The following is a 26,083-nucleotide window of genomic DNA, read 5'->3' as shown; positions in this document are numbered from 1 at the left end:
CTTTATTTCATACGTTGTAAAAAACAAGGTGTGATGTCGAATGAAGTGGATTTCTATCCATTCCAAAAAGCGTTTACGTATTTTATATGTTTTGTTTATGTGTGTAGCAGTTGCAATTGTCATTCGGTTATTTGTTTTGCAAGTGTTTGACCAGAAAGAATTGACGCAAAAAGCAGAAGAGAACTGGGATCGTGAAATTCCATTTGCAAATGAACGCGGGCATATTACGGACCGAGATGGTAACAGTATTGTGACGAACAAGCTAGCTCCTACATTATATTTCATGCCGTCACAAAGCAAAGATATTCCAGGAGCAGCAGCGAAAATTGCACAGGTGCTTGAAGTAGATGAACAAAAACTGTTAGAAAAGATGCAGAAAAAAGCGTACTTAGTAAAGCTTGCACCTGAAGCGAAAAATATTTCCTATGAGAAGGCTGTTGAGTTACAAGGAATGCAAATTGAAGGACTATATAGTGGTGTAGATTACTCAAGGGAATATCCTTATGGTACGCTACTATCTCGCTTTTTAGGTTTTACAGGATATGATGCGCAAGGGCTAGCGGGGATAGAATATGAATACGACAAGCTATTACAAGCTAATTCTTCTGCCATAAGGCTTTTTACAGATGCGAAAGGTAATAACTTACCGAATGTCGCTAGTGCATGGAAAGCTGGAGAAGATGGCGCAACGATAGAGCTAACAATTGATGTAGATGTACAGCAAGTCGTTGAGCGAGAGCTATCGCAGGCAATGGAACGCTATGAAGCTGACCAAGCAATGGCGATTGCTATGAATCCAAATACCGGAGAAATACTAGCTTTAGCCTCATATCCAACCTTTCATCCAGCCGAATATCAATTAGTCGAGCCAGTTATTTATAATCGAAATTTACCGGTTTGGATGACATATGAGCCAGGTTCAACTTTCAAAATTATTACCCTCAGTGCCGCTTTAGAAGAGAACTTAGTAGATTTAGAAAATGATACTTTTTACGATCAAGGTTTTACGATGGTTGCAGGTGCTAGATTGCGCTGTTGGAAGCGTGAAGGTCATGGACATGAAACGTTTTTAGAAGTAGTACAAAATTCTTGTAACCCAGGCTTTATTGAATTAGGTCAACGCTTGGGCGGTGAAAAGTTATTACAGTATATTAAAGACTTTGGTTTTGGAGAAAAAACAGGCTCCAATATTGCTGGTGAAGCTTCGGGGATATTATTTTCTAAAGAAGCATTTGGTCCTGTAGAGCAAGCGACAACCTCATTTGGTCAAGGTGTTGCAGTTACACCAATTCAACAAGTGCAAGCAGTAGCTGCTGCCGTCAATGGGGGCAAGCTCTATACGCCATATGTTGTGAAAAAGATTTTTAATCCAGATACTGGCGAAACCATTAATGAAACAGAACCAGTTATTAAAAGGCAAGTAATTCGTGAGGAAACGTCTGCAAAAGTACGTGAGGCATTAGAGTCGGTTGTTGCGAAAGGTTCAGGTCGACAAGCATATCGAGATGGCCTACGTATTGGAGGCAAAACAGGTACAGCACAAAAAGTTGAAAATGGACGGTATAAAGATGGCGAATATATCGTATCTTTTATAGGATTTGCACCTGCTGATAATCCACAAATCGTTGTCTATGTAGCGGTGGATAATCCAAAGAAAACAACACAATTTGGTGGTGTTGTAGCAGCTCCGATTGTTGGCCAAATTATTGAAGATGCAGCTCCATTTGTTGGCATTGAAAAATCGAAGGAACAGCTTGAAAAAGATTATCGTTGGGGTGACCCACTTACTGTGAAAGTACCAAGTTTCATAGGGCAAACGAAGGATGATATTGCCAAGCAACATTATCCATTCCGCATTGAATGGCATGGAGAAGGTACTAAAATTGGTAGTCAATTACCTGAAGTGGATAGTGTTATCAAACAAGATGGCACCATTCATTTATATTTAGTGAACTAACGTAACTTTACCTTTAAAAAAAGGGAAAGAACCACTATTATTATGAAGGGTAGTAATAAATATATGAGAGTTTGTGCTTTTTTCGTGAAGAAGAAAGTGAAACAAGATTTAAAGGAGATTTTTCAATGAAACTCGCAACAACGCTTACCATTTTAGCTATTGCTTTTATAGTAACAGTTATCTTGGCACCAATTAGTATTCCGCTTCTTCGTCGATTGAAGTTTGGGCAAAGTATTCGTGAAGAAGGACCGAAATCACACATGAAAAAAGCAGGCACACCGACAATGGGAGGCATTATCTTTTTAATGGCCATCATCATTACAACGGTAGCAATTGGCAGCTTTTTAGATTTATTAACAACACAAACTGTGGTCCTTTTACTTGTACTAGCAGGTTTCGGATTAATTGGCTTTTTAGATGATGGCTTAAAGGTCATTTTCAAACGTAATTTAGGGTTAACATCGATTCAAAAGTTAATAGGGCAAATCGTTATTGCGATTCTTGCATACTTCCTATTGCACGTTAGTTCTTTTGATACATCATTAGCCATTCCATTTACAGACTGGACAATTGATTTTGGTGTGTTTTATGTAGCCTTTATGATTTTCTGGTTAGTTGGGTTTTCTAATGCTGTCAACCTAACAGATGGTCTTGACGGTCTTGTTGCAGGTACTGCATCGATTGCATTTGCGGCATTTGGTGTTATTGCACTATTCCAAAGCCAAGCAGATATCGCGTTATTTACATTTGCGGTAACAGGAGCATTATTAGGATTTTTACTATTCAATGCAAACCCTGCAAAGGTATTTATGGGAGATACAGGCTCACTTGCACTAGGTGGTGCACTAGCTATGGTATCGGTACTAGTTAAAGAAGAGTTTTTACTTTTATTAGTTGGATTAGTGTTTGTTATTGAAACACTATCTGTTATTTTACAGGTGGGTAGCTTTAAAATTCGTAAAAAACGAATATTTAAAATGAGTCCTATCCACCATCATTTTGAATTATCAGGTTGGTCAGAATGGAAAGTTGTACTTGTATTTTGGTCAACTGCTTTAGCAGTAGCATTGATTGCAGTCTTATCGGAGGCGTTCTTATGAGAGAATATACAGATTTACAACATAAAAAAGTCCTTGTTTTAGGCCTAGCTAAAAGTGGTGTGGCAGCAGCGGAGATTTTACATGAGCTTGGCGCCTTTGTAACAGTCAATGATTCAAAGCCGTTTGATGAAAGTCCAGATGCGCAAGGTCTACTGCAAAAAGGCATCACAGTTATTTGTGGTCGTCATCCAGAGGATTTACTTGATGAAGGATTTGAGCTAGTTGTAAAAAATCCTGGTATCCCGTATAGCAATAAAATTGTAGCAGATGCAATTAGTCGTGATATACCTGTATGGACAGAAATAGAGCTAGCTTATTTAATTAGTGATGCGCCATTTATTGGTATTACAGGCTCTAATGGTAAAACGACAACGACGACATTAATTTTTGAGATGTTGGAAAATGGTGCGGAAAAACCGTTAATTGCAGGGAATATCGGCACAGTTGCATGCGGTGTAGCAAGAGAGGCACAAGAGGATAACGTCATAGTAACGGAGCTTTCATCGTTCCAGCTTATGGGTATCAAAACATTTAAACCAAAAATTTCTATTTTAACAAATCTTTATGATGCACATCTTGATTATCATGGTACGTTTGATAACTACGCTGAGGCAAAGTTTGGTGTAACACGCAATCAGGATGAAAATGATTATTTCATTTACAACGCAGATCAGCCAATTGTTGTTGGCTATGCTGCAAAATCAAATGCAAAAAAAGTACCTTTTTCTTCTAAAGGACGTACTGAACAGGGAATTAGCGCTGATGATACGACAATCTATTGGCAAGGTGAGCCGTTTATGGACAGAGCGAATATTGCTCTGCCTGGTAGACACAATCTAGAAAATATTCTAGCCGCTGTAGCAGCTTGTCTATTGATTGGCTGTGACAAAGCTAAAATGGAAGAGGTATTAGCTGAATTCGGAGGCGTCCGTCACCGTACACAATTTGTCCGTGAGTGGAATGGCCGAAAAATTTATAATGACTCTAAAGCAACCAATTGCTTAGCAACAAAAAGTGCATTAGATGCATTCCAGGCACCTGTTATTTTGCTTGCGGGTGGTTTAGACCGCGGGCATTCTTTTGAAGAATTACGACCTTGTATGGGGCATGTGAAAGGCGTTGTGGCGTTCGGTGAAACGGGCTTACGTTTTGTAGAATTTGCTAAGTCTTGTGGTGTATCGCAAACAGTTATTGCTCAAAATGTAGAGGATGCTGTTCATTATGCCGCACCGATGTCTGCAGAAGGAGATATTATACTACTATCACCAGCTTGTGCAAGTTGGGATCAATATGACAGCTTTGAAATTCGTGGTGACGTTTTTATTGATGCTGTAATGAAGCTGTAATGAGCCTGTAACTATTTTAGAATATACTTGATGTGGAAGGATGGCATTACTGAGAGGGAAAGAAAGCTATTTATTGCTCGTCACAACTTTGATGCTATCAATAATCGGCATTATTTTCGTCTATTCTGCAGGTACCTATTGGAGTGCCGTTCATTATAGTGGAAAAATGCCGTTTTATATGAAACAAAGTTTGTATTTTGTGGTAGGCATTGTAGTGTTTTTAATTACCATTCGATTAAACATATTAAAAGAACAATCCTTTTGGAAGATGGCTTATATATTTTCGTTGGTTTTACTAGTCCTTGTACTGATACCTGGTATTGGACTTGAACGAAATGGGTCTCAAAGCTGGATTGGTGTAGGACCATTAACGATACAACCTGCTGAGATAACGAAAATTACTGTGCTTGTGTATATCAGTCATATATTAGCGCAGCACAAAACTGGTACGCCAATCGTTAATTGGCGACATGCTGTTATCGTGGTGTTACCCGTTGTGTTAATTATGCTTCAGCCTGATTTTGGATCTGTGTTTATACTTGTAGTGTCTGTTTTTTTATTGTTATTTGTGGCAGGGTATCCGTTAAAGCTTTATGTGATGATAATGGTAGCGGGGGCTGCTGGATTAGTAGGCTTAATTGTCACAGCACCATATCGACTTAAACGTATTGAAGCGTTTCTCGACCCTTGGGCAGACCCATTGGTAAGTGGATTCCAAGCGGTTCAATCTTTAATGGCAATTGGCCCAGCTGGGATCTTTGGACATGGCTTTGGTCAAAGTAGACAAAAATTTCTATATTTACCTGAACCGCAAAATGATTTTATTTACGCGATTATTTTAGAAGAAATTGGTTTGGTGGGTGGGCTCGTTATTTTAGCACTATTTATACTGACAATATACGCTGGTTATAAATTTGCAGTACAGGCTAAAACACGAACATCCTATTATGCGATTATTGGACTTGTGACAATGTTAACTGTACAGGCGTTTTTAAATATAGCTGTAGTTATCGGTTTGGTTCCTGTAACCGGTGTCACATTACCATTTATTAGCTATGGTGGAACATCTTTAGTAACAATGTGGTTGATAATAGGTATTATTTATCAATTAGCGAAATAAATATAAAGGAGGAGTACTTTTTATGGAGAAAGTAATTGATATAGAAGATCGCATCCCTACGCTTAAACAGCGACGAAAAAAGCGTACAAATCGTAAATTCATTGTCCTAATATTACTTTTCTTTTTAGTGCTAGCTGTACTCCTTTATTTTCAATCTCCTTACAGTGATATTAAAAGCATTACGGTTAATGGTGCCAAACTAGCTGACGAACAATATTATTTAGAGGCTAGTACGCTTGCACCAGGAAAGTCGATGTGGGGTTTTACGGTAAAAGATGTAGAGCAGGCATTGCTAAAGGACAAATGGGTACAAGAGGCACATGTCCAGCGCAAATGGCTGCGGGGCGTAACGATTGATATTAAGGAATGGAAAAAAGTTGCGTATTTAGCTGGTGACGGAACTTACTACCCATTGTTGGAGAACGGTAAGAAGTTTGAACAAGCGGGCGACAATATCCCTATCGATGCACCTGTTTTTATTGGCATTACAGGGGAAAAAACAATTAACAAGCTTGTAGAGCAATTAGCACGTTTAAAACCAGAAGTATTAGCTTTAATCTCCCAAGTCAATACTAACAGTAATGAGGCTAATCCTAATGCGGTCAAGCTTTATATGAATGATGGCTATGAAGTACGTGCAGTTATTCCAACATTAGCTGATAAGCTAAATTATTATCCTTCAATTGTTGCGCAAATAGCAAATTTAGAAAAGGGTGTTATCGACATCGAGGTTGGCTCATATTACCGCCCTTTTAATGATGAGTACAATAAAGTCAGCATTGATATGACAGACAACCATGATGAAAAAGCGGACAACCCTGATGAAAATGCCGCCAACCAGGAAGTGAATGAAGATGAACAACAAGAAACAGAATAGCAAAGGGAATTTCTTTACGAGGAAACAATTCGAGCTCCTCATCGTTTGTATAACTACTGGGTTTATCATCGGCTATTCTTACAACCAAGCAAAGGACAATCGACAAACAAGCTCCAATAATTCTGAGCTATTTGAACAAGAAGATACGTATCGTGAGGAGTTGATTGAACAGCAGGAGCGCAATAAAGAACTCACAGAAGAAGCGAACAAGTTACAAGAAAAGATTCGGAACTACGAAAAAGAATTCGCTTCCAATGAAAAGGATTCTAAACAATTAGTTCAAGAAGCAGAAGACTTACGTTTACTATTAGGTGATTTAAGTTCAGAAGGAAAGGGTATACGTATAACGCTTCAAGATGGCGATTACGATCCTAAATCTGTAAACCCTAATGATTATATCGTCCACGAAAGCCATGTGTTTAAATTATTGAATGAATTAAAAATTTCTGGAGCACAGGCAATTGCCATTAATGGGCAACGGGTCTTGGCTAATTCCTATATAAGATGTAATGGACCTGTTATTACAATTGACGGCAAGCAACATCCTGCCCCCTTTGTAATTGAGGCGATAGGGGATTCTGCAACACTCCGTGCTTCACTGAACTTAAGTGGTGGCGTAGTAGATCAGTTGTTAAATGACAATATTGTAGTGTCATTAGAAGAAAATCAAAAGTTAACAATGCCAAATGTAAAAGTAGAAAGTTAACGACTGTTATTCCATGAATAAACATGGGGTAAAAATTAGGTTAAGCCTCCCACGGATGTCCTAGATAAAAATTGTTCATATTACAATTCATCTAAATTTAACGATATCAAGGAGTAATTGTTTGCGATACGTCTAGGAGGGGCTATTTTGAAAAAAAATATGTACACCCGAATAACGATCGTGCTATTTATTATCGGTTTGATGATAGCGGTACAATACAATACCATTCAAAAACCAGCTGAGCGAGATACACGAGATATTTGGGCCATACGAGAGGAATTAGCAGAAGAAAAGCAAAGGCATTCCACATTATTAGCAGATATTCGCTCACTTAATGAGGTAATGGGTCGCTATGAGCAATCTGAAAAAGCTAATTTACAAGCTGTTTTAAATGACACAGTCAATCAATTAAAACAACAGGCAGGCTTAACGGATACTACAGGTCCAGGGGTAGTACTCCGAGTGGAGCCAGCGCCGGAATTAGTTGCAATGGGGTATGAAATGAAAGAGATTTCTCCGGATTTACTTACCCAATTACTGAATGAATTATTTAAATATGATGCTGCTAGTGTTGCCATTGATGGCAATCGTATTGTTCATACATCAGCCATCAGAGACATAAATGGGAAAACGACGGTGAATAGTGTAGCACTTTCATCACCACCTTTCAAAATCTATGTTGGGACAAGCACATATAAGGCAGCACAAAAAATGTATAATTCTATTCAAGCTTCAACATTTATCGATTCATTTTATTTAGATAATTTTAAATTAGTGATAGAGGAGCCTACTGCACAGTTAACCATACCGGCATTCGATCAACCATTGACGAATGATTATTTAACAGAGGTCAAAAAAGGAGATTAATATATGTGGCTACCATTTTTAGGTTTGGTATTTGGACTAGCGCTTGGCTTGTTAACAAATATCCAAATTCCCTCTATCTATGAAAATTATTTGTCAATAGCAGTGCTGGCTGCATTAGATACGTTATTTGGAGGTATTCGAGCTCAATTACAACAAGTATACGACGATAAAGTATTTGTATCAGGTTTCTTTTTTAATATAGTTCTTGCGGCGGGATTGGCGTTCATAGGTGTGAATTTAGGGGTGGACTTGTATTTAGCTGCCATTTTCGCCTTTGGAGTGCGTTTGTTCCAAAATATAGCAATAATTAGGCGTATTTTACTAACTCGGTTAGATGAAAAACGTCACAATAAGAAAAAAACTTCCATAGAATGAGAGAAAAATTGACCAAAATACTCGATTTGCTTAGACATTAGGCAAGATTTACAATAGAATGAAATTAAGAGCATTTTCAAGGAGGTGCAGCGAATTTGAATCATCAAGAATTATATATATCACTCGATATAGGATCTTCCTCTATCAAAGTATTAATAGGTGAAATGAGCGACGGACAATTACATGTAATTGGGGTCGGTAATGTAAAATCGAATGGGGTTCGAAAAGGTGCAATTGTTGATATCGATGCAACAGTTCAATCTATTCGAAAAGCAGTAGAACAAGCAGAACGAATGACAGGTTATCAAATCGATGAAGTCGTTTTAGGCGTTCCAGCTAATCAGACGATGTTACAACTAGTTAAAGGTGTTGTCGCTGTAAATAGTGAAAATAGAGAAATTACAGATGATGATTTAGACAGAGTGGTAGAATCTGCACAAGTCATGTCAATACCTCCTGAACGTGAATTAGTCAACATCATTCCAAGACAGTTTATAGTAGATAATTTAGACGAAATTAAAGACCCACGAGGTATGATTGGTATTCGTCTCGAAATGGATGCGACAATGATTACGACCTCTAAAACGTTGTTACACAATGTACTTCGTTGCGTAGAGAAAGCGGGATTAAGCATTAGAGAGATTTATTTACAACCACTAGCGGCTGGTTATTTTGCATTAACAGAAGATGAAAAAAACCAAGGTACAGCCTTTATTGAATTAGGTGGCGGCTCAACAACTATCTCGGTATTTGAAGAGGGGCTACTTACACATACTGGTGTCATTCCGGTAGGTGGGGATCATATTACAAAAGACATTTCAATTGTTTTAAAAACACCGACAGATCAAGCGGAGCAAATTAAACACCAATTTGGACATGCCTTTTACGATGATGCTTCAGACGAGGAACTTTTTGAAGTGCCAGTTGTAGGTACAGATTCAAGGGATCAGTACAGCCAACGCTTTATTTCAGAAATTATTGGTGCTAGATTAGAAGAATTATTTGAACTAGTAATCGATGAGTTAGCACGTCTAGGCGTTCGAGATTTGCCAGGTGGTGTTGTTTTAACAGGTGGAGTTGCAAAGCTAGATGGTATAGCTCAATTAGCACGCCAGATACTGCAAACGCGTGTTAGAATATATACTCCAGATTATATTGGCGTTAGAGAGCCTTCATTTACGACGGCAGTTGGACTGATTCGTTACGCCTATCTAGAAGATGATTTTTATGGAAAAGGTACGAATACGCAGCCTATTGAGTATGCGGTTGTCGGTGCTCAAGCACCAGCATCTAAAAAGCAAGAATATGCTACACCTTCAGAATCAAAAGGAAGCGTAATCGGTAGAGCAAAAAAATTATTTGATAAATTTTTTGATTAACTTGAATGCGTAATGAATGATACAGAGTCGAGTTACCGTGGGAGGAAAAAAGAATGTTAGAATTTGATACAAGTGTTGATCAACTTGCAGTTATAAAAGTCATTGGTGTGGGTGGTGGCGGTAACAACGCTGTTAACCGAATGATAGAGCATGGTGTACAAGGTGTTGATTTTATCGCAGTAAACACAGATTCACAGGCTTTGAATTTATCGAAAGCAGAAATTAAGCTACAAATCGGTACAAAACTTACGCGTGGTTTAGGAGCAGGAGCTAATCCAGAAGTAGGGAAAAAAGCGGCTGAAGAAAGTCGTGAACAATTAGAAGAAGTATTACGCGGTGCGGATATGGTATTCGTAACAGCTGGAATGGGTGGAGGCACAGGTACTGGTGCTGCACCGGTTATTGCCCAAATTGCACGTGATTTAGGCTCACTAACAGTTGGTGTTGTAACACGACCTTTTACTTTTGAAGGGCGAAAGCGACAAACACAGGCAATTGGTGGTATTGGTGGCATGAAAGAAGCTGTCGATACATTAATCGTCATTCCGAACGACAAGCTATTACAAATTGTCGACAAATCGACTCCGATGCTAGAAGCTTTCCGTGAAGCGGATAACGTTTTACGTCAAGGTGTACAAGGTATTTCAGATTTAATTGCAACACCAGGTCTGATTAACCTAGACTTTGCTGACGTAAAAACAATTATGTCTAACAAAGGTTCTGCGTTAATGGGTATCGGTATTGCGACAGGTGAAAATCGTGCAGCAGAAGCCGCTAAAAAAGCAATTTCAAGCCCATTACTGGAATCATCAATTGATGGTGCTAAAGGTGTCTTGATGAACATTACAGGTGGCTCAAACCTAAGCTTATTTGAAGTACAAGAAGCTGCAGATATCGTTGCATCGGCTTCGGATGAAGAAGTTAACATGATTTTCGGTTCTGTTATTAACGAAAATTTAAAAGATGAAATCATTGTAACCGTTATTGCAACTGGTTTCTCAGAAGAGACGCTACAACAACACCGAGGAAATACGCGTCCAGGCATTAACAGCATTAATAATCGACAAGCTGCTCCTCAACAACAAGCACCTATTCGTGAGCAGCGCCAAGAGGTACATGTTCAGCAAGAACAACCACAGCGTCAAAGTCAGCAAAATTATGGACAAGATGATATGTTAGAAGTACCTGCATTTTTACGTAACCGTAAAAATCGCGGATAATAAAAACTCGTATTTTACATCTGTAAAATACGAGTTTTTTTAGGTGCCTGACACGCAAACAATTCTGAATTGTTTGCGTGTCAGGCACTTTTTGTGTAAGGAAACGAAGTTTTTTGTCAAAACATTTTAAGGAAATCATGCGATTGTTTGACAATATTTGTGGCGCTGGCGTGCTAACTTTGTAAGTAGGAGGCGGCTGTTATGTATGGAGAATGGCTGGTGCTCATTAATACGCTTTATAATCTAGCAATATTGACGTTTACAGCAAAAGTTACAGGCGTTTATGTAAAGAATACGAGATTATTAATGAGTTCAATTATTAGTAGTTTAATAGCTGTAATCGGTGGTCAAATGCTGCTTACGATTGTGCTAAGTTTTATTGTACTGATTGGTCTAGCTTTTCGCTTTAAACTTCGAAGCTTTCAAAAGCAAGGTCCTATTGTACTGACCGCAACGATTGTTATTGGCGGACTGTTAACAGCATTACAACCGTATTTAAAGAATCTTTCTGTCATTCACTTTATTGTACTTTGCTTATTGCTGGCATTTGGTAATCTCCTTATATTTTATAAGCAATGGGGATTTGTCAAGCTGGAGCGTGTCAGTGGACAGTTTGTATTTCAAACGACCTTAAAGGTTTTTGATGAAGTTATCCCACTTTCGGCATTTGTAGATACAGGGAATCAATGTATTGAGCCACTGTCGGGAAAACCTGTCCATTTCGTTTCGTATTCAGCACTACGACCTTATTTACCAGCAACAATTCGAGATGCACTATCGCAATGGCAAGAAACAGATCCTTACGATGTATCAATGTTTTCAGTAGATTATCAGCGTCTTATTCGATTTATTCATGTCAATACTGTGCAACAACAAACTGTTGTCTTAGGCTTTCGCTTTGATGAATTGCATATTAAAGGAGAGTCATCACAAGTAAAAACAAATGAATATATCGTTTTAACAAAAAAAGCTAAAAATTTTCCGCATAGCACAGCAGCAATTTTACATTTTTCAGCGCTTTCAAATAACTCATAGAGGGGGAGAACTATTGCTTCTTAGGCTACTTGCTAGCTTGAAAAAATTATGGGGTAAGTTTCGGAGTCGTGAAACGTACTATATAGGGGGAAATGATTCATTGCCAGTGCCACTAAGTCGAGAAGAAGAAGTCACAGTCATTGCATCCTTTATGAACGGAGATTTACGAGCTAGAGATACACTTATTGAACGTAATTTACGTCTTGTTGTTTATATTGCTAGACGTTTTGATAATACGGGTACGCCGATTGAAGATTTAATTAGTATTGGTTCAATTGGCTTAATAAAGGCGATTGAAACGTTCAATACCGATAAAAATATTAAACTTGCAACGTATGCATCACGTTGTATTGAAAATGAAATTTTGATGCATTTACGTAAAACAAGTCGCATGAAGGGTGAAGTTTCACTAGATGAACCACTAAATTCTGATGCAGATGGAAATGAGTTACTATTGTCTGATATTTTAGGGACAGAGGAACATATTATTTTAGATAATGTTGAAAAGAAAATCGAACGTCAGCATATGTTCCATGCCATTAATTTATTAGGAGCACGTGAACGATATATTATGGAATGTCGTTTCGGATTAAACGGTAAAATTGAAATGACGCAAAAAGAAGTAGCAGATCATTTAGGAATTTCGCAATCATATATTTCAAGGTTAGAAAAGAAAATTATACAAGATTTACGAGAAAATTTGAATCAGCCAATATCTTAGATAGGGAAATTTATCCTACCTAAAATTGGTCACATTTTTTCTGCATATTCTCGATTCTGTCGGACAAACTGATGTAACGGTTTAGTCAGAGAATAACATCCGGAGGAATCGAATATGCGAACAAAAGTAGATCTTTGCGGCTTAGATACATCGACTTTGCCAATTTTAAAGCACGAAGAAATGAAGGAACTCTTCATTCGATTACAAGCAGGGGAAACAGAGATTCGGGAAGAGCTTGTAATGTGTAATTTAAGGTTAGTGCTAAGTATTGTCGGACGATTTGCCTACAGGGGTGAACAGGCAGATGATTTATTTCAAGTAGGCTGTATTGGCCTCATGAAAGCCATTGATCATTTCGATTTGAAGCATAATGTACGATTTTCAACATATGCTGTACCAATGATCATTGGTGAAATTCGTCGCCATCTGCGTGATCATCATGCACTACGTGTTTCTCGTTCTCTTAGAGATATTGCGTATAAGGCGATGCAGGCAAAAGAGCAATGGATAACCGATAATTTGCGAGAACCAACGATTGAAGAAATCGCAGAAATGATTGACATGAAAAAGGAAGATGTATTATTTGCTTTAGATGCCATTCAAGACCCAGTTTCATTACAAGAGCCCATTTATGCAGACGGTGGAGACGCTGTTTATATGATGGACCAATTACGTGATGATGATGTATCAGAAGATCAATGGGTTGCCTACGTGTCAGTGAAGGAAAGCTTACAAAAGTTAGATGTACGTCAGCAGATGATTGTAGCTAAGCGTTTTTATTATGGTGAGACACAAACTGAAATTGCAAAAGAATTAGGGATTTCCCAAGCGCAAATTTCACGTCTAGAAAAAAATGCCATTGAAACAATGCAGAAAGATTATAAGTAAGTAGACAATGCGCACCCGAAACTTCGGTGCGCATTTTATCTTCATTGCGTTAGTGCGAACATGAAGATAGCGGTCATAGATTTTTATTAGCAATACAGCAACTAATCAATAAGCATTGTAAATGTTTTAGCTCAACATAAAACACAATGGTAATTGATTTAGTAGGAGGGATACAGATGCGTTTCTCGATGTTACAGCAAAAAGAAGTAATAGAAGCAGGGAATGGACGTTTTTTAGGCTTTGTTGTAGATGCAGAAGTATCAAAAGAAACGGGCTATGTAACGGCATTTATGATTGCAGAGCCACGAAAATATCTAGGGTTTTTTAGAGGAGAAGAATCAATAAGAAAAGTGTATATGAAAGATGTTCTTGTAGTCGGAAAGGATGTCATTCTAGTAAAGGCATTATCGTAGAATCTTAGCATTTGTGCTGCTCGCTCATATTTTTCGAACAGTAAGACTGTAGCCTCTCATTTCGTGTGAGCAGCGTAAATGGATCAGCATTTTTATAGGTCAGGCTATTCATTGATAAATGAAGAGTTGCTTGTTACAATAAAGGAAACTAAGTTGTAAAGTTGGGAAAAACAGTGACGAAAATCTTAACAAATTTAGACAAAATTAATAATCAAATACAAGCAGCACAACAGCGTTCAAATCGTGAGGCAACTAATGTTCAAATTATTGCTGTTACGAAAGAGGTTTCCGTTGAGAGAACACAAGAAGCAATTGATGCAGGGCTTATACATTTAGGTGAAAATCGTCCTGAAGGCTTAATACAAAAAATTGAAGCCATTCAAGCAAATGTACACTGGCATTATATTGGATCATTACAAACTCGAAAAGTAAAACAAGTTATTAACGAAATTGATTACTTACATTCCTTGGATCGTTTAAGCTTAGCAGAAGAAATTGAAAAAAGAGCAACAAAAACGGTAAAATGTTTTGTACAAGTTAATGTGTCAGGTGAAGAATCAAAACATGGTTTAACAGCAGAAGACGCAGTAACTTTTATTGAATCTTTACAAGACTTCACGAAAATTCAAGTTGTAGGTTTAATGACAATGGCACCAAATACAGAGGACGAAACAATTATTCGCTCTGTTTTTAAGCAATTAAAACAATGTCAACAGCAAATAGCCGAACGAGGATTCGCACACGCACCTTGTACCGAGTTATCAATGGGCATGTCTAATGACTTTGAAATAGCGGTAGAGGAAGGAGCTACATTCGTTCGAGTCGGAACGGCTCTTGTTGGAAATGAAAGAGGGGAACAGGATGAGCATGAAAAATAAAATTAAAAACTTCTTTTATCTTGAAGAAGACCTAGAAGAAGAAATCACGCAAGCTCCTATTCAACAGCAACAACCCGTGCAACAACAACCGATTCATGCAGCTAAACCATCTAAAAAGGTCATCAAAGAACGTAAGGCACAAATTCATGAAATTGTACCGCAAAGTACAAATGCCAATAATAATATTGTTAGTTTACAAGCAGCTATGAATACAAAAGGTGCAAAGGTTGTATTGGTAGAACCGAGAGTTTATGCAGAGGCTCAGGATATCGCAGAAAACTTAAAAAACAAAAGAGCAACAATTGTTAATCTGCAACGTATTGAACGAGAGCAAGGTATACGAATTATCGATTTTTTAAGCGGTACAGTCTATGCGCTAGGTGGGGACATTCAACGTATAGGCAAAGATATATTCTTATGCACACCAGATAATGTAGAAGTGTCTGGCGAAATTTCAAATTTTATTTTAGACGATAATTAATAGCGAGGATTGTAGTTTATATGACTTTTTATATAATTTTGCATTATTTGGATTTAGCGTTTACTGTGTACTCATTTATGCTAGTAGCATATGTTTTAATGTCTTGGGTACCAGCTGCTCAAAGTTCAGCAATTGGCCGTTTTCTTGAAAGAATGTGTGATCCATACTTAGGGCTTTTTAGAAAAATCATTCCTCCTATTGGCATGATTGATATTTCTCCGATTGTGGCAATATTCATGTTGAATTTTATTAAAAATGGGCTTTTTATTGTGATTCAAAAAATATTCTTTATGTTTTAGTCAAAATCCTCACAATTAGTGGGGATTTTTTGTGTAAAAAGGGAATACTAGACTTACATATACTAGTAGTTTCAAATGGATGAGGTAGATGGGGTGAACGATAGATGGAGCATTTAATACAACATTTTAGGAAGGACGAGCAACCTTTTATTGAGCAGGTAGTAAGTTGGCAACGTGAGGTGGAAGACCGCTATGTTCCGAAACTTACAGATTTTTTAGATCCAAGGCAGCGTTTTATCGTAATGTCTATCATTGCGCAAAATAATATGCTTCAAACGACAAGCGATGGCTTGTTTCATGAAGCAGAACGTCAACGTATGCTTATTTTCCCAACGTATTTCGAACCGCAAGAGGAAGATTATCAGCTTACAGTATTTACAATTCACTATCCTGCAAGATTTGTCCAATTGCGCCATCCAGATGTGCTCGGTGCCCTATTATCTTTAGGCTTAGACAGAGCTAAATTCGGAGATATTCGGGTGAATGAGCAGCAAGTGCAGTTTGTTGTCGCTGAAGAGATAGCAGATTATGTACGCCTTCATTTAACAGGAATTGGGAAGGTTAAAGTGCATGTAGAATCAATTAAAGAGTCACAAGCGCTTATTGAAAATGAAGATGACTGGCAGGAAGAATCTTATACCGTTACTTCTATGCGTTTGGATGTCATTATTGCAACGGTATTAAAAGTGTCTCGTCAAAAAGCACAAGCACTTATTACTGGAAAAAAAGTGCGTGTAAACTGGACTGAACGAGATAGTGTTGCTTTTGAATGTCAAGAAGGTGATATTTTATCAGTACGAGGTAGTGGTCGCATGAAAATATTAATGACAGAAGGCCGAACAAAGAAAGATAAAATTCGTTTACAAATCGGTCGTTTGACCCAAAAAGGGTAAAAAACATGTAATTTCTATTTATTTTTACTGCTAAGTTGTTAGAACAATTGTATAATAGAAATTACGAATGTACATGTAAAGGAGAGAAGGATCGTATGCCATTATCACCTATTGATATACATAATAAGGAGTTTACAAAATCTTTCAGGGGATATGCTGAAGATGAAGTAAATGAATTTTTAGATCAAATTATTAAAGATTATGAAAAACTACTCCGTGAAAAAAAAGATGTCGATAAGCAACTGGAAATGGCTTTAGAGCAAGCGAGACATTTTAATTCTTTAGAGGAAACATTACAAAAATCAATTGTTGTCGCGCAAGAGGCAGCAGATGAGGTACGAAGAAACTCACAAAAAGAAGCAAAGCTTATTGTGAAAGAAGCCGAAAAAAATGCAGATCGCATTGTGAATGAGGCATTAACGAAAGCACGTAAAGTAACAATAGAAATAGATGAGCTGAAAAAGCAGTCAAAAGTTTTCCGCAATCGATTTAAAATGCTTGTTGAAGCACAGTTAGATTTACTTAATGCAGACGATTGGGATCATTTATTGCAATATGATATTGATTTAACAGAAATTCAGTCTTCTGTTGGGGATGCCCAAGAATCAGAAGAAATCTAAATAGTCCATTGAAAAAGTGACGTAGTCATGTAATGAATATGACTTGACGCCATACATGGATTTCCATATACTATTGTAATAGTAATTAAATAAGAACAGATATGCATATAGGCAGAGACGAAGACAGTATTTGTTAGGTGTAGTAAAGCGATTTGGGGATAGTGTGAGCCCAGACAAGCAAATAACAAAGAAAATCACTTCTGAGCTAAATAACTGAACGTTTAGTAAGTTATTTCGGAGCGCACAACGTTAACGTGCTTTCAAGCGGTAGTACAATTATGTACTACAACTAGGGTGGTACCGCGAGTTCAAGCTTCTCGTCCCTTACAGGGATTGAGGGGCTTTTTTTGTTGTTAATGGATTGTTTTGCGTGTCACTAGGAAAGTATAGCAAAAAGGTGTAATTTAAATGATTGGCACAAGTTGTGTCCTCTTTACCTTTGCTTGGGACTTACAAAATCTGTCGAATGTAATTAAATGCTTAGCAATTGTTCTCTGTTTGCAAAAAATAAAGGAGGAATTAACAAATGGTTGAATATAAAGAAACGTTACTAATGCCGAAAACAGATTTTCCAATGCGCGGAAATTTACCAGCGAATGAACCAAAAATGCAAGAAAAATGGAATGAAATGGACATCAATAAACTACAAATGGAGCGTACAGCAGGTCGCCCTGAATATGTTCTACATGATGGCCCTCCCTATGCAAATGGTGATATCCATATTGGTCACGCCTTAAATAAAGTGCTGAAAGATATGATCACACGTCATCGTTCAATGACAGGTTTCCATGTTAACTATATTCCTGGATGGGATACACATGGTTTACCAATCGAGCAAGCTTTAACGAACAAAGGTGTAAAACGTAAAGAAATGTCTATTGCTGAATTCCGCGAGCTTTGCGAAAAATATGCATATGAACAAATCGATAATCAGCGTGAGCAATTCCGACGTTTAGGTATCCGTGGTGATTGGGAAAACCCATATATTACGTTAAAACCAGAATTTGAAGCTCGACAAATTGAAGTATTCGGTAAAATGGCTGAAAAAGGCTATATTTATAAAGGCTTAAAACCAGTGTATTGGTCACCATCTTCAGAATCTGCATTAGCAGAGGCTGAAATTGAATATAAAGATGTAAAATCAGCTTCTATTTATGTAAGCTTTGCGATTAAAGATGCAAAAGGTGTTGTACCAGCTGATGCGAAATTTATTATTTGGACTACTACACCTTGGACATTACCAGCGAATTTAGGGATTTCTCTAAATCCAGAATTCATCTATGTTGTTGTGGCAGTAGCGGATAAAAAGTTCATTATTGCGAAAGAATTGCTTGAAACAGTTGCAAAAGAACTTGATTGGGAATCTTATGAAGTTATTCAAGAGGTAAAAGGGGAAGCTTTAGATCGCATCGTAGCACAACATCCGTTCTACGACCGTGAATCGCTTGTAATGGTTGGTGAGCACGTTACTGCTGAGGCAGGTACTGGTTGTGTTCATACTGCTACAGGACACGGTGAAGATGACTATCAAATTGGTAAGTTATATGGTTTACCAATTTTAAGTCCAGTGGATAACAGTGGTTGTTATACTGATGAAGCACCAGGCTTTGAAGGTGTTTTCTACAATGATGCAAACAAAATGGTTACTGCTAAATTAGAAGAAGTTGGCGCATTAGAAAAACTAAACTTCTTTACGCACTCTTATCCACATGACTGGCGTACGAAAAAACCAGTAATTTATCGTGCTACACCACAATGGTTTGCGTCAATCGATGCTTTCCGTGATGAATTATTAGATGCGGTTAAATCGACAGCATTTACACCTGCTTGGGGCGAGACACGTCTTTATAATATGATTCGTGACCGTGGAGACTGGGTTATTTCTCGTCAACGTGCATGGGGTGTACCGATTCCAATTTTCTATGCTGAAAACGGTGAGCCGATTATTACGCCAGAAACAATTGCACGTATTTCTACACTATTCCGTGAGCATGGTTCAAATATTTGGTTCCAAATGACGGCTAAAGAATTATTGCCAGAAGGCTTTACGCATCCAGGAAGTCCAAATGGTGAATTCACGAAAGAAAACGATATTATGGACGTTTGGTTTGACTCAGGATCATCTCACCAAGGTGTGCTAGTTGAACGTGGTATGAAATATCCAGCTGATCTTTACTTAGAAGGGTCTGACCAACACCGTGGTTGGTTTAACTCGTCGTTAATTACGTCTGTGGCGATTAATGGCTATGCACCATATAAAGGTCTCTTAACGCATGGTTTCGTTCTAGATGGCGATGGTCGCAAAATGAGTAAATCACTAGGAAATGTAATTATCCCACAAAAGGTAATGGATCAATACGGTGCTGATATTTTACGCCTATGGGTAGCTTCTGTAGATTATACTGCCGATGTTCGTATTTCAATGGATATGTTAAAGCAAGTTTCTGAAGTTTACCGTAAAATCCGTAATACATTCCGTTTCTTACACGGCAATGTAGCTGATTTCAATCCATTGAAAGACCGTGTACCATATTCGGATTTACGTGAAATGGATCAATACATTTACATGCGTCTACAAGATGTATTAAAAACAGTGCGTAGCGCTTATGATCGTTATGATTTTGCTGCTGTTTACCATGCGGTTAATAACTTTGTTGCTGTAGAACTATCTTCATTCTACTTAGACATCGCAAAAGACGTTGTTTATATTGAAGGTCATGACAATCACGATCGACGTGCAATGCAAACGGTTATTTACGATACATTAATGACATTAGTAAAAATCATGACACCAATCATCCCACATACAACAGATGAAGTTTGGTCTTATTTACACGCACAAGGTGTTGTAGAAGAGGTATCAGTTCAATTAACGGATTTCCCATCAGTAGTTGAGCAAGCAAACTTCGATGAGTTACGTGAAAAATGGGAAACAATTATCGATGTACGTGATGCTATTTTAAAAGCATTAGAAGAAGCTCGAAATGCTAAAACAATCGGTAAGTCTCTTGAAGCGAAAGTAACAGTTTATGCAAAACCAGAAGTATTAGCATTATTGAATGATGCTAACATTGATTTTGCTCAGCTATCAATCGTTTCTGCGTTTGAGGTAGCACCAATTGAATCAGCTCCTGCTGAAGCGCTAGCTTTAGAACATGCATCAATTGTTGTTGAAAAAGCAACAGGTGAGAAATGTGAGCGTTGTTGGTCAATTTCTGAAACAGTTGGAACAAATGAAGCGCAACCAACAGTATGTGCTCGTTGTGCAGAAGTTGTTGAAAAGTATTACGTATAAAATTTTATGAAATAAAAATGAGCAGGCGATGATGAAATCGACTGCTCATTTTTTATATGAATGGATAGCTGTGAACATACCGATCTAAAGTTAAGTACGATAGTGGAAAGTAACGTTGAATAGGAAGTAAGCGAGGGTGTCTGTACGAAGTTGTTTTGAGAACTGAGCATTCAGTATATTTACTTAAACAATATTTCGATTGTATTGCGGTAGTCAGTTGGAGAAATTCCTACATATTTTTTAAATGTAAGACTGTAATAATTGGGTGTATTAAAGCCAGAACTTGTTGAAATTTTTTCAATGGTGTAGTCAAATTTCCGTAAATACGGGAGTGTTTTAATTATGCGAGTATACGCTACATAATCAACAAAATTACGACCAGTTTCTTTTTTAAATAAGCGGCTAAAGTGAGTAGGACTAAAATTAATTGATTTGGCGACATCACTAATAATTAGTTGCTCATCATAATGCTCCTCGATATATTGAATAGCCTTTTGTAGTTGTTCATGCTCCGTTAAGTCCTCATAAAATCGTATATGAATATTATCTACAGGTGGCTTTCTACGTGCTTTTCTAGCCTGACTGTAGGATTCTTTAACTTGCATAGATTGCAAAAACACACCACCAATTCCTATAAAAAGGTGGATATTATAATCTCTTTTCAAAAGCTCGATAACGGTCAGTAAAGTGGTGACACCATCTGTCCAACGTTTAAATGATGTATACGTATGAGGAATCCGCATCAGCAATAATAAGTAACGCTCGAAATTTAAAAAGGACAGGGGTGCTTTGTCCGAAAAATGCTGACGAAAGACATTGGTAATAACACTACTTGCATCGTACAGTATCGGTCGGTTTTGCTGAGCATCTACATAGCCTTGGATTAAAAAAACGATATTTGGAATACAGTCAGTTGATAAAAACGAAGAAGCTTGAACAATTTCCTGTTCGTTATTAATTTCACCCCGTATGAGTCGTCTCAAAAAAGCTTCGCGAAATGGTGACGTATGATTGTGTGGGATTTGTTGTGATAGCTCAAGCATTGTAACGGTACTTGCTTGTTGATCTTTATAGGATGTATAAAGTTTTTTTACAATTCGTAAAAATTTTTGTTTTTGCAAAGGTTTAATAAGAAGTGCTAGTAAATTTAATTCAATGGCAATACCTGTTGAATAGGTTAAGTGTACTGCAACAATAGGGACAATAATACTATTAGGATAATTTTTCTTTAATCGTTTGACCTTTACCCAATCAAATAAATGGTTAATTTCATAGACGAAAATTGCCACCTCTTGTGCGCTCGGTCGTGTACATTCAATAAATGTATGCGGGAGAAATTCTTCTAGCCATCCTATCATTTGCTGTTTTTCAATTGAATTCTCAACGTACCATACGACGCTTAAAATGCTAAACAGCCCCTTTCTAAAATCAAAAAACAAAAAGAAGATTGATAAAAGTATTTTAACTTAAAATAGCAATATTTTGTACTAATACAGCAAAATATTGTACCTATATTATTAGAAAAATAGAATAGAATAGTTGTAGTGAATAATAATTTGAAATTTCAGATAATTATTCACCTAGACAAAAGGGGGTTAGTAATATGGCGGGGAGTCATGATTATGAGTATGTGGAAGCTGGAACTGTGGATGTCAGAGATTTGCCACCGTTAGATCCGACGACGCATAAAATTATGAAGGATGAGTTTACTACAGGCTTTAGCTTAACGGTATTTTATTTTATTTTAATTTTTAGTATCCCGGTAATGAATTGGTTTGCTCCTGAAATTGCATTTAAGAAAGTATGGGGAGGCATGACTGTAACGTGGTTTGTCACGACAATTGTCATGATGGTGATGGCCTTTGTTATTGCATATGTCCATACGGCTTTGTATGAAAAGCGCTTGAAAAAATATGAAAATGTCAAATAAGTAGTTCACTAAAGGGGGTAGGTTGAATGATTGAGACGATTTTAGAACCAAAAATGTTGTTGACAATTGTACTCATGGGAACCATTGTGTACATTACGTATTTAACGAAAAAAAATACAACGGCATCTGATTTCTTCGTTGGGGGACGGAGCTTTGGATGGTTTACGAATGGATCAGCTATTGGGGGAGACTACTTAAGTGCAGCTACATTCTTAGGGATTGCGGGTTTAACATTTCAGCTAGGCTATGATGGTGCCTATTATGCATTTTGCTTCTCAATTGGCTTGACGCTACTAGCTATTTTTGTTGCTGGGCCATTAAGACGTTTTGGAGCATTTACTGTAGCAGACTTTTTAGCTTATCGCTTTCATAGTAGACGAGCTCGTTTAGCCGCAGTAATTGTTGTTTTAGCGATTTCAGGCTTCTACGCGGCGCCGCAGCTGTTAGGAGCAGCACAAATATTAAGTATGTTTTTTGGTACATCTTATGAATTCGGTATTATCTTTACATGTATAGTAATGATTTTCTACGTAGGAATAGGTGGAATGAAGGGGACGACAATCAACCAAGCATTAGAGCTTTGGATTCGTCTAGGAGCGTTCATTGTCATGCTTATTGCAGCAATGTATGGGGGCTTGCATTACGACAAAATTTTAGCAGCCATTAATTCCTTTAATGGCCCTATTACAGGTACATCACCGTATGCCTTGGATGGTAGTGATATTAACTTTGATGGTGGGGCATGGACTGGGACAGGCTTTTATTTCCCAACGTTTTGGCAAACGATAAGTATGACAATCGGTTTAGCGCTAGGTACTATTGGATTACCGCATATTTTATTGCGTTTTTATACGAATCCAAGTGCTAAGGCTGCCCGTAAATCTGCTTTAATGGCCATTGGAATTGCCAGTACGTTCTTCTTGTTAGCTGTTTTTTTAGGCGTTGTGGGCCGTGCTATTTTCATCTCAGGTAGTGCAAGTGAAGAAGTGATGAGAGATTTAGTACTTGGTGGCAATAACATGGTTATTCCAACAACTGCGCTTGCCTTAGGAGGCGATTGGCTTCTTGGCCTTGTTATTGCAGGGGCATTCGCTGCAATCTTCTCTAATTTATCAGGACTATTCATTACCAGCTCGGGCGCATTAGCACATGATTTATACGCTAGCTTTATGAAAAAAGATATTACGCAAAAACAACGAGTAGTTGCCGGAAAAGTAGCTATTGTTATTTTAGGTATTCTTTATGGTGGACTAGGTTTACTCGTTAAGGATGCATCGATCGGTCATTTAGTTGCTTTAGCATTTACGGTTGCTGCAAGTACATTTACACCGATTTTTATCTTAGGTATTTGGTGGAGAGGTATGACAGAAAAAGGAGCTATTGCTGGATTGGTGATTGGCCTTGTTGTGTCCATGTGGATGATTTTCTTACCAGGAACACTGCCGAGTTTCCTACAATTTAAAATCCCAGGTATTATAACTGTACCAGTAGGTTTCCTTTCTGTCATTATTGTGTCATTGTTAGATCGTAAAGTACCTGCTGATGTAAATGATTTTATGAAGCGCGTACACTCGAAAGAATCTGAAACTGCATAGGCCCTGATACTTTCAGGCTGTAACTTACAGAGTATTGAAAACATAGGCGGTAGACCAACTCAAAGAAATTTGGGCTGGTCTATTGTCTTTCTTTTAGAGAAATGGGTTTGTAAACTACTAAGGTGGTGGTTGACACTTTAGTACGAGACAAACTCACATGGGCACTTTTGTGAGAAAGCGTAAAAGAATATCATCAACATGTGTTCTTTAGAAGCGGTATAATTTATTAGTAGTGGATACTAGTTGATTGGAGTGGAGGGCGCGACACTCCGGCAGGAACAGCACGAGCGGAAAATCCATTTTTGTGGCACCGCCACAAAAATTAGTTGGAGCCGTGCCTGCGGAAAGGGAGCGCCTGGAATGGAAATCAACGGCTTCTTATTTTTCGTGGAGGCATCGATTTGGAAATCTTGGTTTTGAACGGACAAGGCAGGGCGTTTATGTGATTTTATTGACAGTACAATAGGCGAAGCGCTATGATTTTTACTTTTGGGCCGCAGCCTTGTGTTTCCGTCATATTTTCATGTTATATTAGTTATTGCTATATAAGCTCTTATGGTAGAATAGGTTAGATGTTGAGTGAACGGAGGAATAGCTGTGTATAAATATTATGGATTGGCCGCTTTTGTGATTATTTTAGATCAATGGACAAAATGGCTAATTGTGAAAAATATGGAGTTTGGTGAGCGCATTTCCGTATGGGACCCATGGTTTGGCATTTTATCTCATCGTAATAGAGGTGCAGCATGGGGAATGCTTGAAGGACAAATGTGGTTATTTTCTATTGTAACAATAGGCGTTATTTGTGCCATTATTTACTTTTATCACAAAGAAGCAAAGGGCAAGCCTCTTTTTCAAGTAGGCTTAATGCTTTTATTGGGTGGCGCCATTGGTAACTTTATTGACCGTTTATTTAGAGGAGAAGTAGTAGATTTTGTCGACGTATTAATCCCTATTATGAATTACGATTTCCCGATTTTTAATATTGCGGATGCAGCATTAACGATTGCCGTTGTCGTATTAATGATTGGTTTAATCGCCGAAGATAAAAAAGGAAAGAAACAGGTGAAACAATGACGCAAGTATCATATACAATCGAAGAACAACAGCAAGGAGAGCGCATTGACAAAGCGATTTCAAGTATACAGACAGAGTGGTCTCGTACACAAATTAGCAATTGGATTACAGAAGGAATTGTCAAAGTAAATAGTGAGACAGTTAAAGCGAAATATAAAGTAAAAGCAGGCGATGTTGTAGAAATCATCGTGCCAGAAGCAGAACCTTTAGATGTAATTGCTGAAAACTTAGACATTGAAATTGTTTATGAGGACGCGGATGTTCTCGTTGTCAACAAACCAAAGGGCATGGTTGTCCATCCTGCACCTGGTCATATGACAGGTACACTTGTAAATGGGTTAATGTATCATTGCAATGATTTATCGGGCATTAATGGTATTTTGCGTCCTGGTATTGTACACCGTATCGATAAAGATACATCAGGTTTACTAATGGTTGCGAAAAATGATGTAGCGCATGAATCATTAGTCGATCAACTTGTTAAAAAAACGGTAACGCGTAAATATACAGCGCTTGTCCATGGACATATTGCACATGATAAAGGAACAATTGACGCACCAATTGGCCGTGACCAAAAGGATCGTCAAAAACAAGCAGTTGTCGATAAAGGGAAACATGCAGTAACGCACTTCCAAGTTATTGAACGCTTAGGTGAGTACACACTAGTAGAGTGCCGTCTTGAAACAGGACGTACACACCAAATTCGTGTGCATATGAATTATATTGGATTCCCTCTTGTTGGTGATCCAAAATACGGACCGAGAAAAACGATTGATTTTGGTGGACAAGTATTACATGCAGGAGTTTTAGGGTTCGATCATCCTACAACTGGCGAATATATGGAGTTTGAAACACCACTTCCTGTCGATTATGTACAATTATTAGAGGAATTACGAAATAAGGATTGACGAATATTTAAAGAAGGTCTATACTAACGAAAGTGAATGAACGACTTTAACTTAATATTCACCTTTAATGGCAGTCCAGAGAGGCTGAGAAGGTACATGTGAA

25 protein-coding genes and 1 other annotated feature are annotated in these 26,083 nt (G+C 37.8%); of the genes, 24 read left to right on the top strand and 1 reads right to left on the bottom strand.

Annotation, left to right across the window (positions count from 1 at the left end; all coding sequences use genetic code 11):
• Window positions 1–40: 40 nt before the first annotated feature.
• The 20 genes from ACQKNX_RS14285 (at window position 41) to ileS (ending at window position 20,470) form a co-directional block, all read left to right on the top strand.
• Window positions 41–1,957 (top strand): stage V sporulation protein D, encoded by a 1,917-nt coding sequence (locus tag ACQKNX_RS14285; protein ID WP_340825992.1) that lies wholly within the window; start codon window positions 41–43, stop codon window positions 1,955–1,957.
• Between the two features lie 125 nt (window positions 1,958–2,082).
• The gene (gene mraY / locus ACQKNX_RS14280; RefSeq protein WP_340825991.1) at window positions 2,083–3,057 is read left to right on the top strand and encodes a phospho-N-acetylmuramoyl-pentapeptide-transferase; all 975 of its coding nucleotides are present in this window, start codon (window positions 2,083–2,085) and stop codon (window positions 3,055–3,057) included.
• Window positions 3,054–4,403: a UDP-N-acetylmuramoyl-L-alanine--D-glutamate ligase gene (gene murD / locus ACQKNX_RS14275; RefSeq protein ID WP_427429446.1), complete on the top strand. Its 1,350-nt coding sequence runs from the start codon at window positions 3,054–3,056 to the stop codon at window positions 4,401–4,403. The genes mraY and murD overlap by 4 nt, the downstream gene beginning before the upstream one ends.
• Window positions 4,404–4,443: 40 nt before the next feature.
• Complete coding sequence (gene ftsW / locus ACQKNX_RS14270) at window positions 4,444–5,523, top strand: putative lipid II flippase FtsW (RefSeq protein ID WP_427429445.1); 1,080 nt, start codon at window positions 4,444–4,446, stop codon at window positions 5,521–5,523.
• A gap of 22 nt (window positions 5,524–5,545) precedes the next feature.
• The gene (locus ACQKNX_RS14265) at window positions 5,546–6,400 is read left to right on the top strand and encodes a cell division protein FtsQ/DivIB (RefSeq protein ID WP_427429444.1); all 855 of its coding nucleotides are present in this window, start codon (window positions 5,546–5,548) and stop codon (window positions 6,398–6,400) included.
• Window positions 6,378–7,106 carry a DUF881 domain-containing protein gene (locus tag ACQKNX_RS14260; RefSeq protein WP_427429443.1) on the top strand — a complete coding sequence of 243 codons (729 nt, stop codon included), beginning with the start codon at window positions 6,378–6,380 and terminating at the stop codon, window positions 7,104–7,106. Before ACQKNX_RS14265 ends, ACQKNX_RS14260 begins: the two co-directional genes overlap by 23 nt.
• Before the next feature lie 147 nt (window positions 7,107–7,253).
• Complete coding sequence (locus tag ACQKNX_RS14255) at window positions 7,254–7,973, top strand: DUF881 domain-containing protein (RefSeq protein WP_427429441.1); 720 nt, start codon at window positions 7,254–7,256, stop codon at window positions 7,971–7,973.
• 3 nt (window positions 7,974–7,976) lie between these two features.
• Complete coding sequence (locus tag ACQKNX_RS14250) at window positions 7,977–8,348, top strand: small basic family protein (RefSeq protein ID WP_173477852.1); 372 nt, start codon at window positions 7,977–7,979, stop codon at window positions 8,346–8,348.
• Window positions 8,349–8,443: 95 nt separating this feature from the next.
• Complete coding sequence (gene ftsA, locus ACQKNX_RS14245) at window positions 8,444–9,727, top strand: cell division protein FtsA (protein WP_427429440.1); 1,284 nt, start codon at window positions 8,444–8,446, stop codon at window positions 9,725–9,727.
• Window positions 9,728–9,780: 53 nt separating this feature from the next.
• Window positions 9,781–10,947, top strand: a complete 1,167-nt coding sequence (gene ftsZ, locus ACQKNX_RS14240) for a cell division protein FtsZ (RefSeq protein WP_427429438.1) — start codon at window positions 9,781–9,783, stop codon at window positions 10,945–10,947.
• Between the two features lie 201 nt (window positions 10,948–11,148).
• Window positions 11,149–11,982, top strand: coding sequence for a sigma-E processing peptidase SpoIIGA (locus tag ACQKNX_RS14235; RefSeq protein ID WP_402759337.1), 834 nt, complete (start codon window positions 11,149–11,151; stop codon window positions 11,980–11,982).
• Between the two features lie 13 nt (window positions 11,983–11,995).
• Window positions 11,996–12,703, top strand: coding sequence for an RNA polymerase sporulation sigma factor SigE (gene sigE, locus ACQKNX_RS14230; RefSeq protein ID WP_024362133.1), 708 nt, complete (start codon window positions 11,996–11,998; stop codon window positions 12,701–12,703).
• Window positions 12,704–12,817: 114 nt separating this feature from the next.
• On the top strand, window positions 12,818–13,591 hold the full coding sequence (sigG, locus tag ACQKNX_RS14225) for an RNA polymerase sporulation sigma factor SigG (protein ID WP_024362132.1): 774 nt from the start codon (window positions 12,818–12,820) through the stop codon (window positions 13,589–13,591).
• A 176-nt stretch (window positions 13,592–13,767) separates the two neighbouring features.
• On the top strand, window positions 13,768–14,004 hold the full coding sequence (locus ACQKNX_RS14220) for a YlmC/YmxH family sporulation protein (RefSeq protein ID WP_173477847.1): 237 nt from the start codon (window positions 13,768–13,770) through the stop codon (window positions 14,002–14,004).
• Window positions 14,005–14,177: 173 nt separating this feature from the next.
• Window positions 14,178–14,882, top strand: a complete 705-nt coding sequence (locus tag ACQKNX_RS14215; RefSeq protein ID WP_427429436.1) for a YggS family pyridoxal phosphate-dependent enzyme — start codon at window positions 14,178–14,180, stop codon at window positions 14,880–14,882.
• The gene (locus tag ACQKNX_RS14210; RefSeq protein WP_427429435.1) at window positions 14,866–15,363 is read left to right on the top strand and encodes a cell division protein SepF; all 498 of its coding nucleotides are present in this window, start codon (window positions 14,866–14,868) and stop codon (window positions 15,361–15,363) included. Before ACQKNX_RS14215 ends, ACQKNX_RS14210 begins: the two co-directional genes overlap by 17 nt.
• 20 nt (window positions 15,364–15,383) lie before the next feature.
• Window positions 15,384–15,662 (top strand): YggT family protein, encoded by a 279-nt coding sequence (locus tag ACQKNX_RS14205; protein ID WP_340825977.1) that lies wholly within the window; start codon window positions 15,384–15,386, stop codon window positions 15,660–15,662.
• 104 nt (window positions 15,663–15,766) lie between these two features.
• Complete coding sequence (locus tag ACQKNX_RS14200; RefSeq protein WP_427429434.1) at window positions 15,767–16,555, top strand: RNA-binding protein; 789 nt, start codon at window positions 15,767–15,769, stop codon at window positions 16,553–16,555.
• A gap of 95 nt (window positions 16,556–16,650) precedes the next feature.
• Entirely contained in the window at window positions 16,651–17,175 is a 525-nt protein-coding gene (locus ACQKNX_RS14195; protein WP_427429433.1) for a DivIVA domain-containing protein, read from the top strand.
• Between the two features lie 105 nt (window positions 17,176–17,280).
• Window positions 17,281–17,503 (top strand) — a binding site (T-box leader).
• 198 nt (window positions 17,504–17,701) lie between these two features.
• Window positions 17,702–20,470, top strand: a complete 2,769-nt coding sequence (gene ileS, locus ACQKNX_RS14190; protein WP_427429432.1) for an isoleucine--tRNA ligase — start codon at window positions 17,702–17,704, stop codon at window positions 20,468–20,470.
• Window positions 20,471–20,649: 179 nt separating this feature from the next.
• Here the strand turns inward: ileS and ACQKNX_RS14185 are convergent, their stop codons facing one another.
• Window positions 20,650–21,828: a helix-turn-helix domain-containing protein gene (locus ACQKNX_RS14185; protein WP_427429431.1), complete on the bottom strand. Its 1,179-nt coding sequence runs from the start codon at window positions 21,826–21,828 to the stop codon at window positions 20,650–20,652.
• Window positions 21,829–22,073: 245 nt separating this feature from the next.
• Here ACQKNX_RS14185 and ACQKNX_RS14180 point away from each other — a divergent pair, with 245 nt between their 5' ends.
• The 4 genes from ACQKNX_RS14180 (at window position 22,074) to ACQKNX_RS14165 (ending at window position 25,980) form a co-directional block, all read left to right on the top strand.
• Window positions 22,074–22,400, top strand: a complete 327-nt coding sequence (locus ACQKNX_RS14180; RefSeq protein WP_427429430.1) for a hypothetical protein — start codon at window positions 22,074–22,076, stop codon at window positions 22,398–22,400.
• A gap of 26 nt (window positions 22,401–22,426) precedes the next feature.
• Window positions 22,427–23,995, top strand: a complete 1,569-nt coding sequence (locus ACQKNX_RS14175) for a cation acetate symporter (protein ID WP_427429428.1) — start codon at window positions 22,427–22,429, stop codon at window positions 23,993–23,995.
• Window positions 23,996–24,592: 597 nt separating this feature from the next.
• On the top strand, window positions 24,593–25,072 hold the full coding sequence (gene lspA / locus ACQKNX_RS14170) for a signal peptidase II (RefSeq protein ID WP_427429426.1): 480 nt from the start codon (window positions 24,593–24,595) through the stop codon (window positions 25,070–25,072).
• Window positions 25,069–25,980 carry an RluA family pseudouridine synthase gene (locus ACQKNX_RS14165; RefSeq protein ID WP_427429425.1) on the top strand — a complete coding sequence of 304 codons (912 nt, stop codon included), beginning with the start codon at window positions 25,069–25,071 and terminating at the stop codon, window positions 25,978–25,980. The genes lspA and ACQKNX_RS14165 overlap by 4 nt, the downstream gene beginning before the upstream one ends.
• Window positions 25,981–26,083: the final 103 nt, after the last annotated feature.

Source organism: Lysinibacillus sp. NPDC093712 (assembly GCF_050280025.1).
Lineage (GTDB): Bacteria > Bacillota > Bacilli > Bacillales_A > Planococcaceae > Lysinibacillus.
The sequence above is the reverse complement of the archived record's forward strand: the minus strand, read 5'-3'. Positions and strand labels throughout refer to the sequence as shown.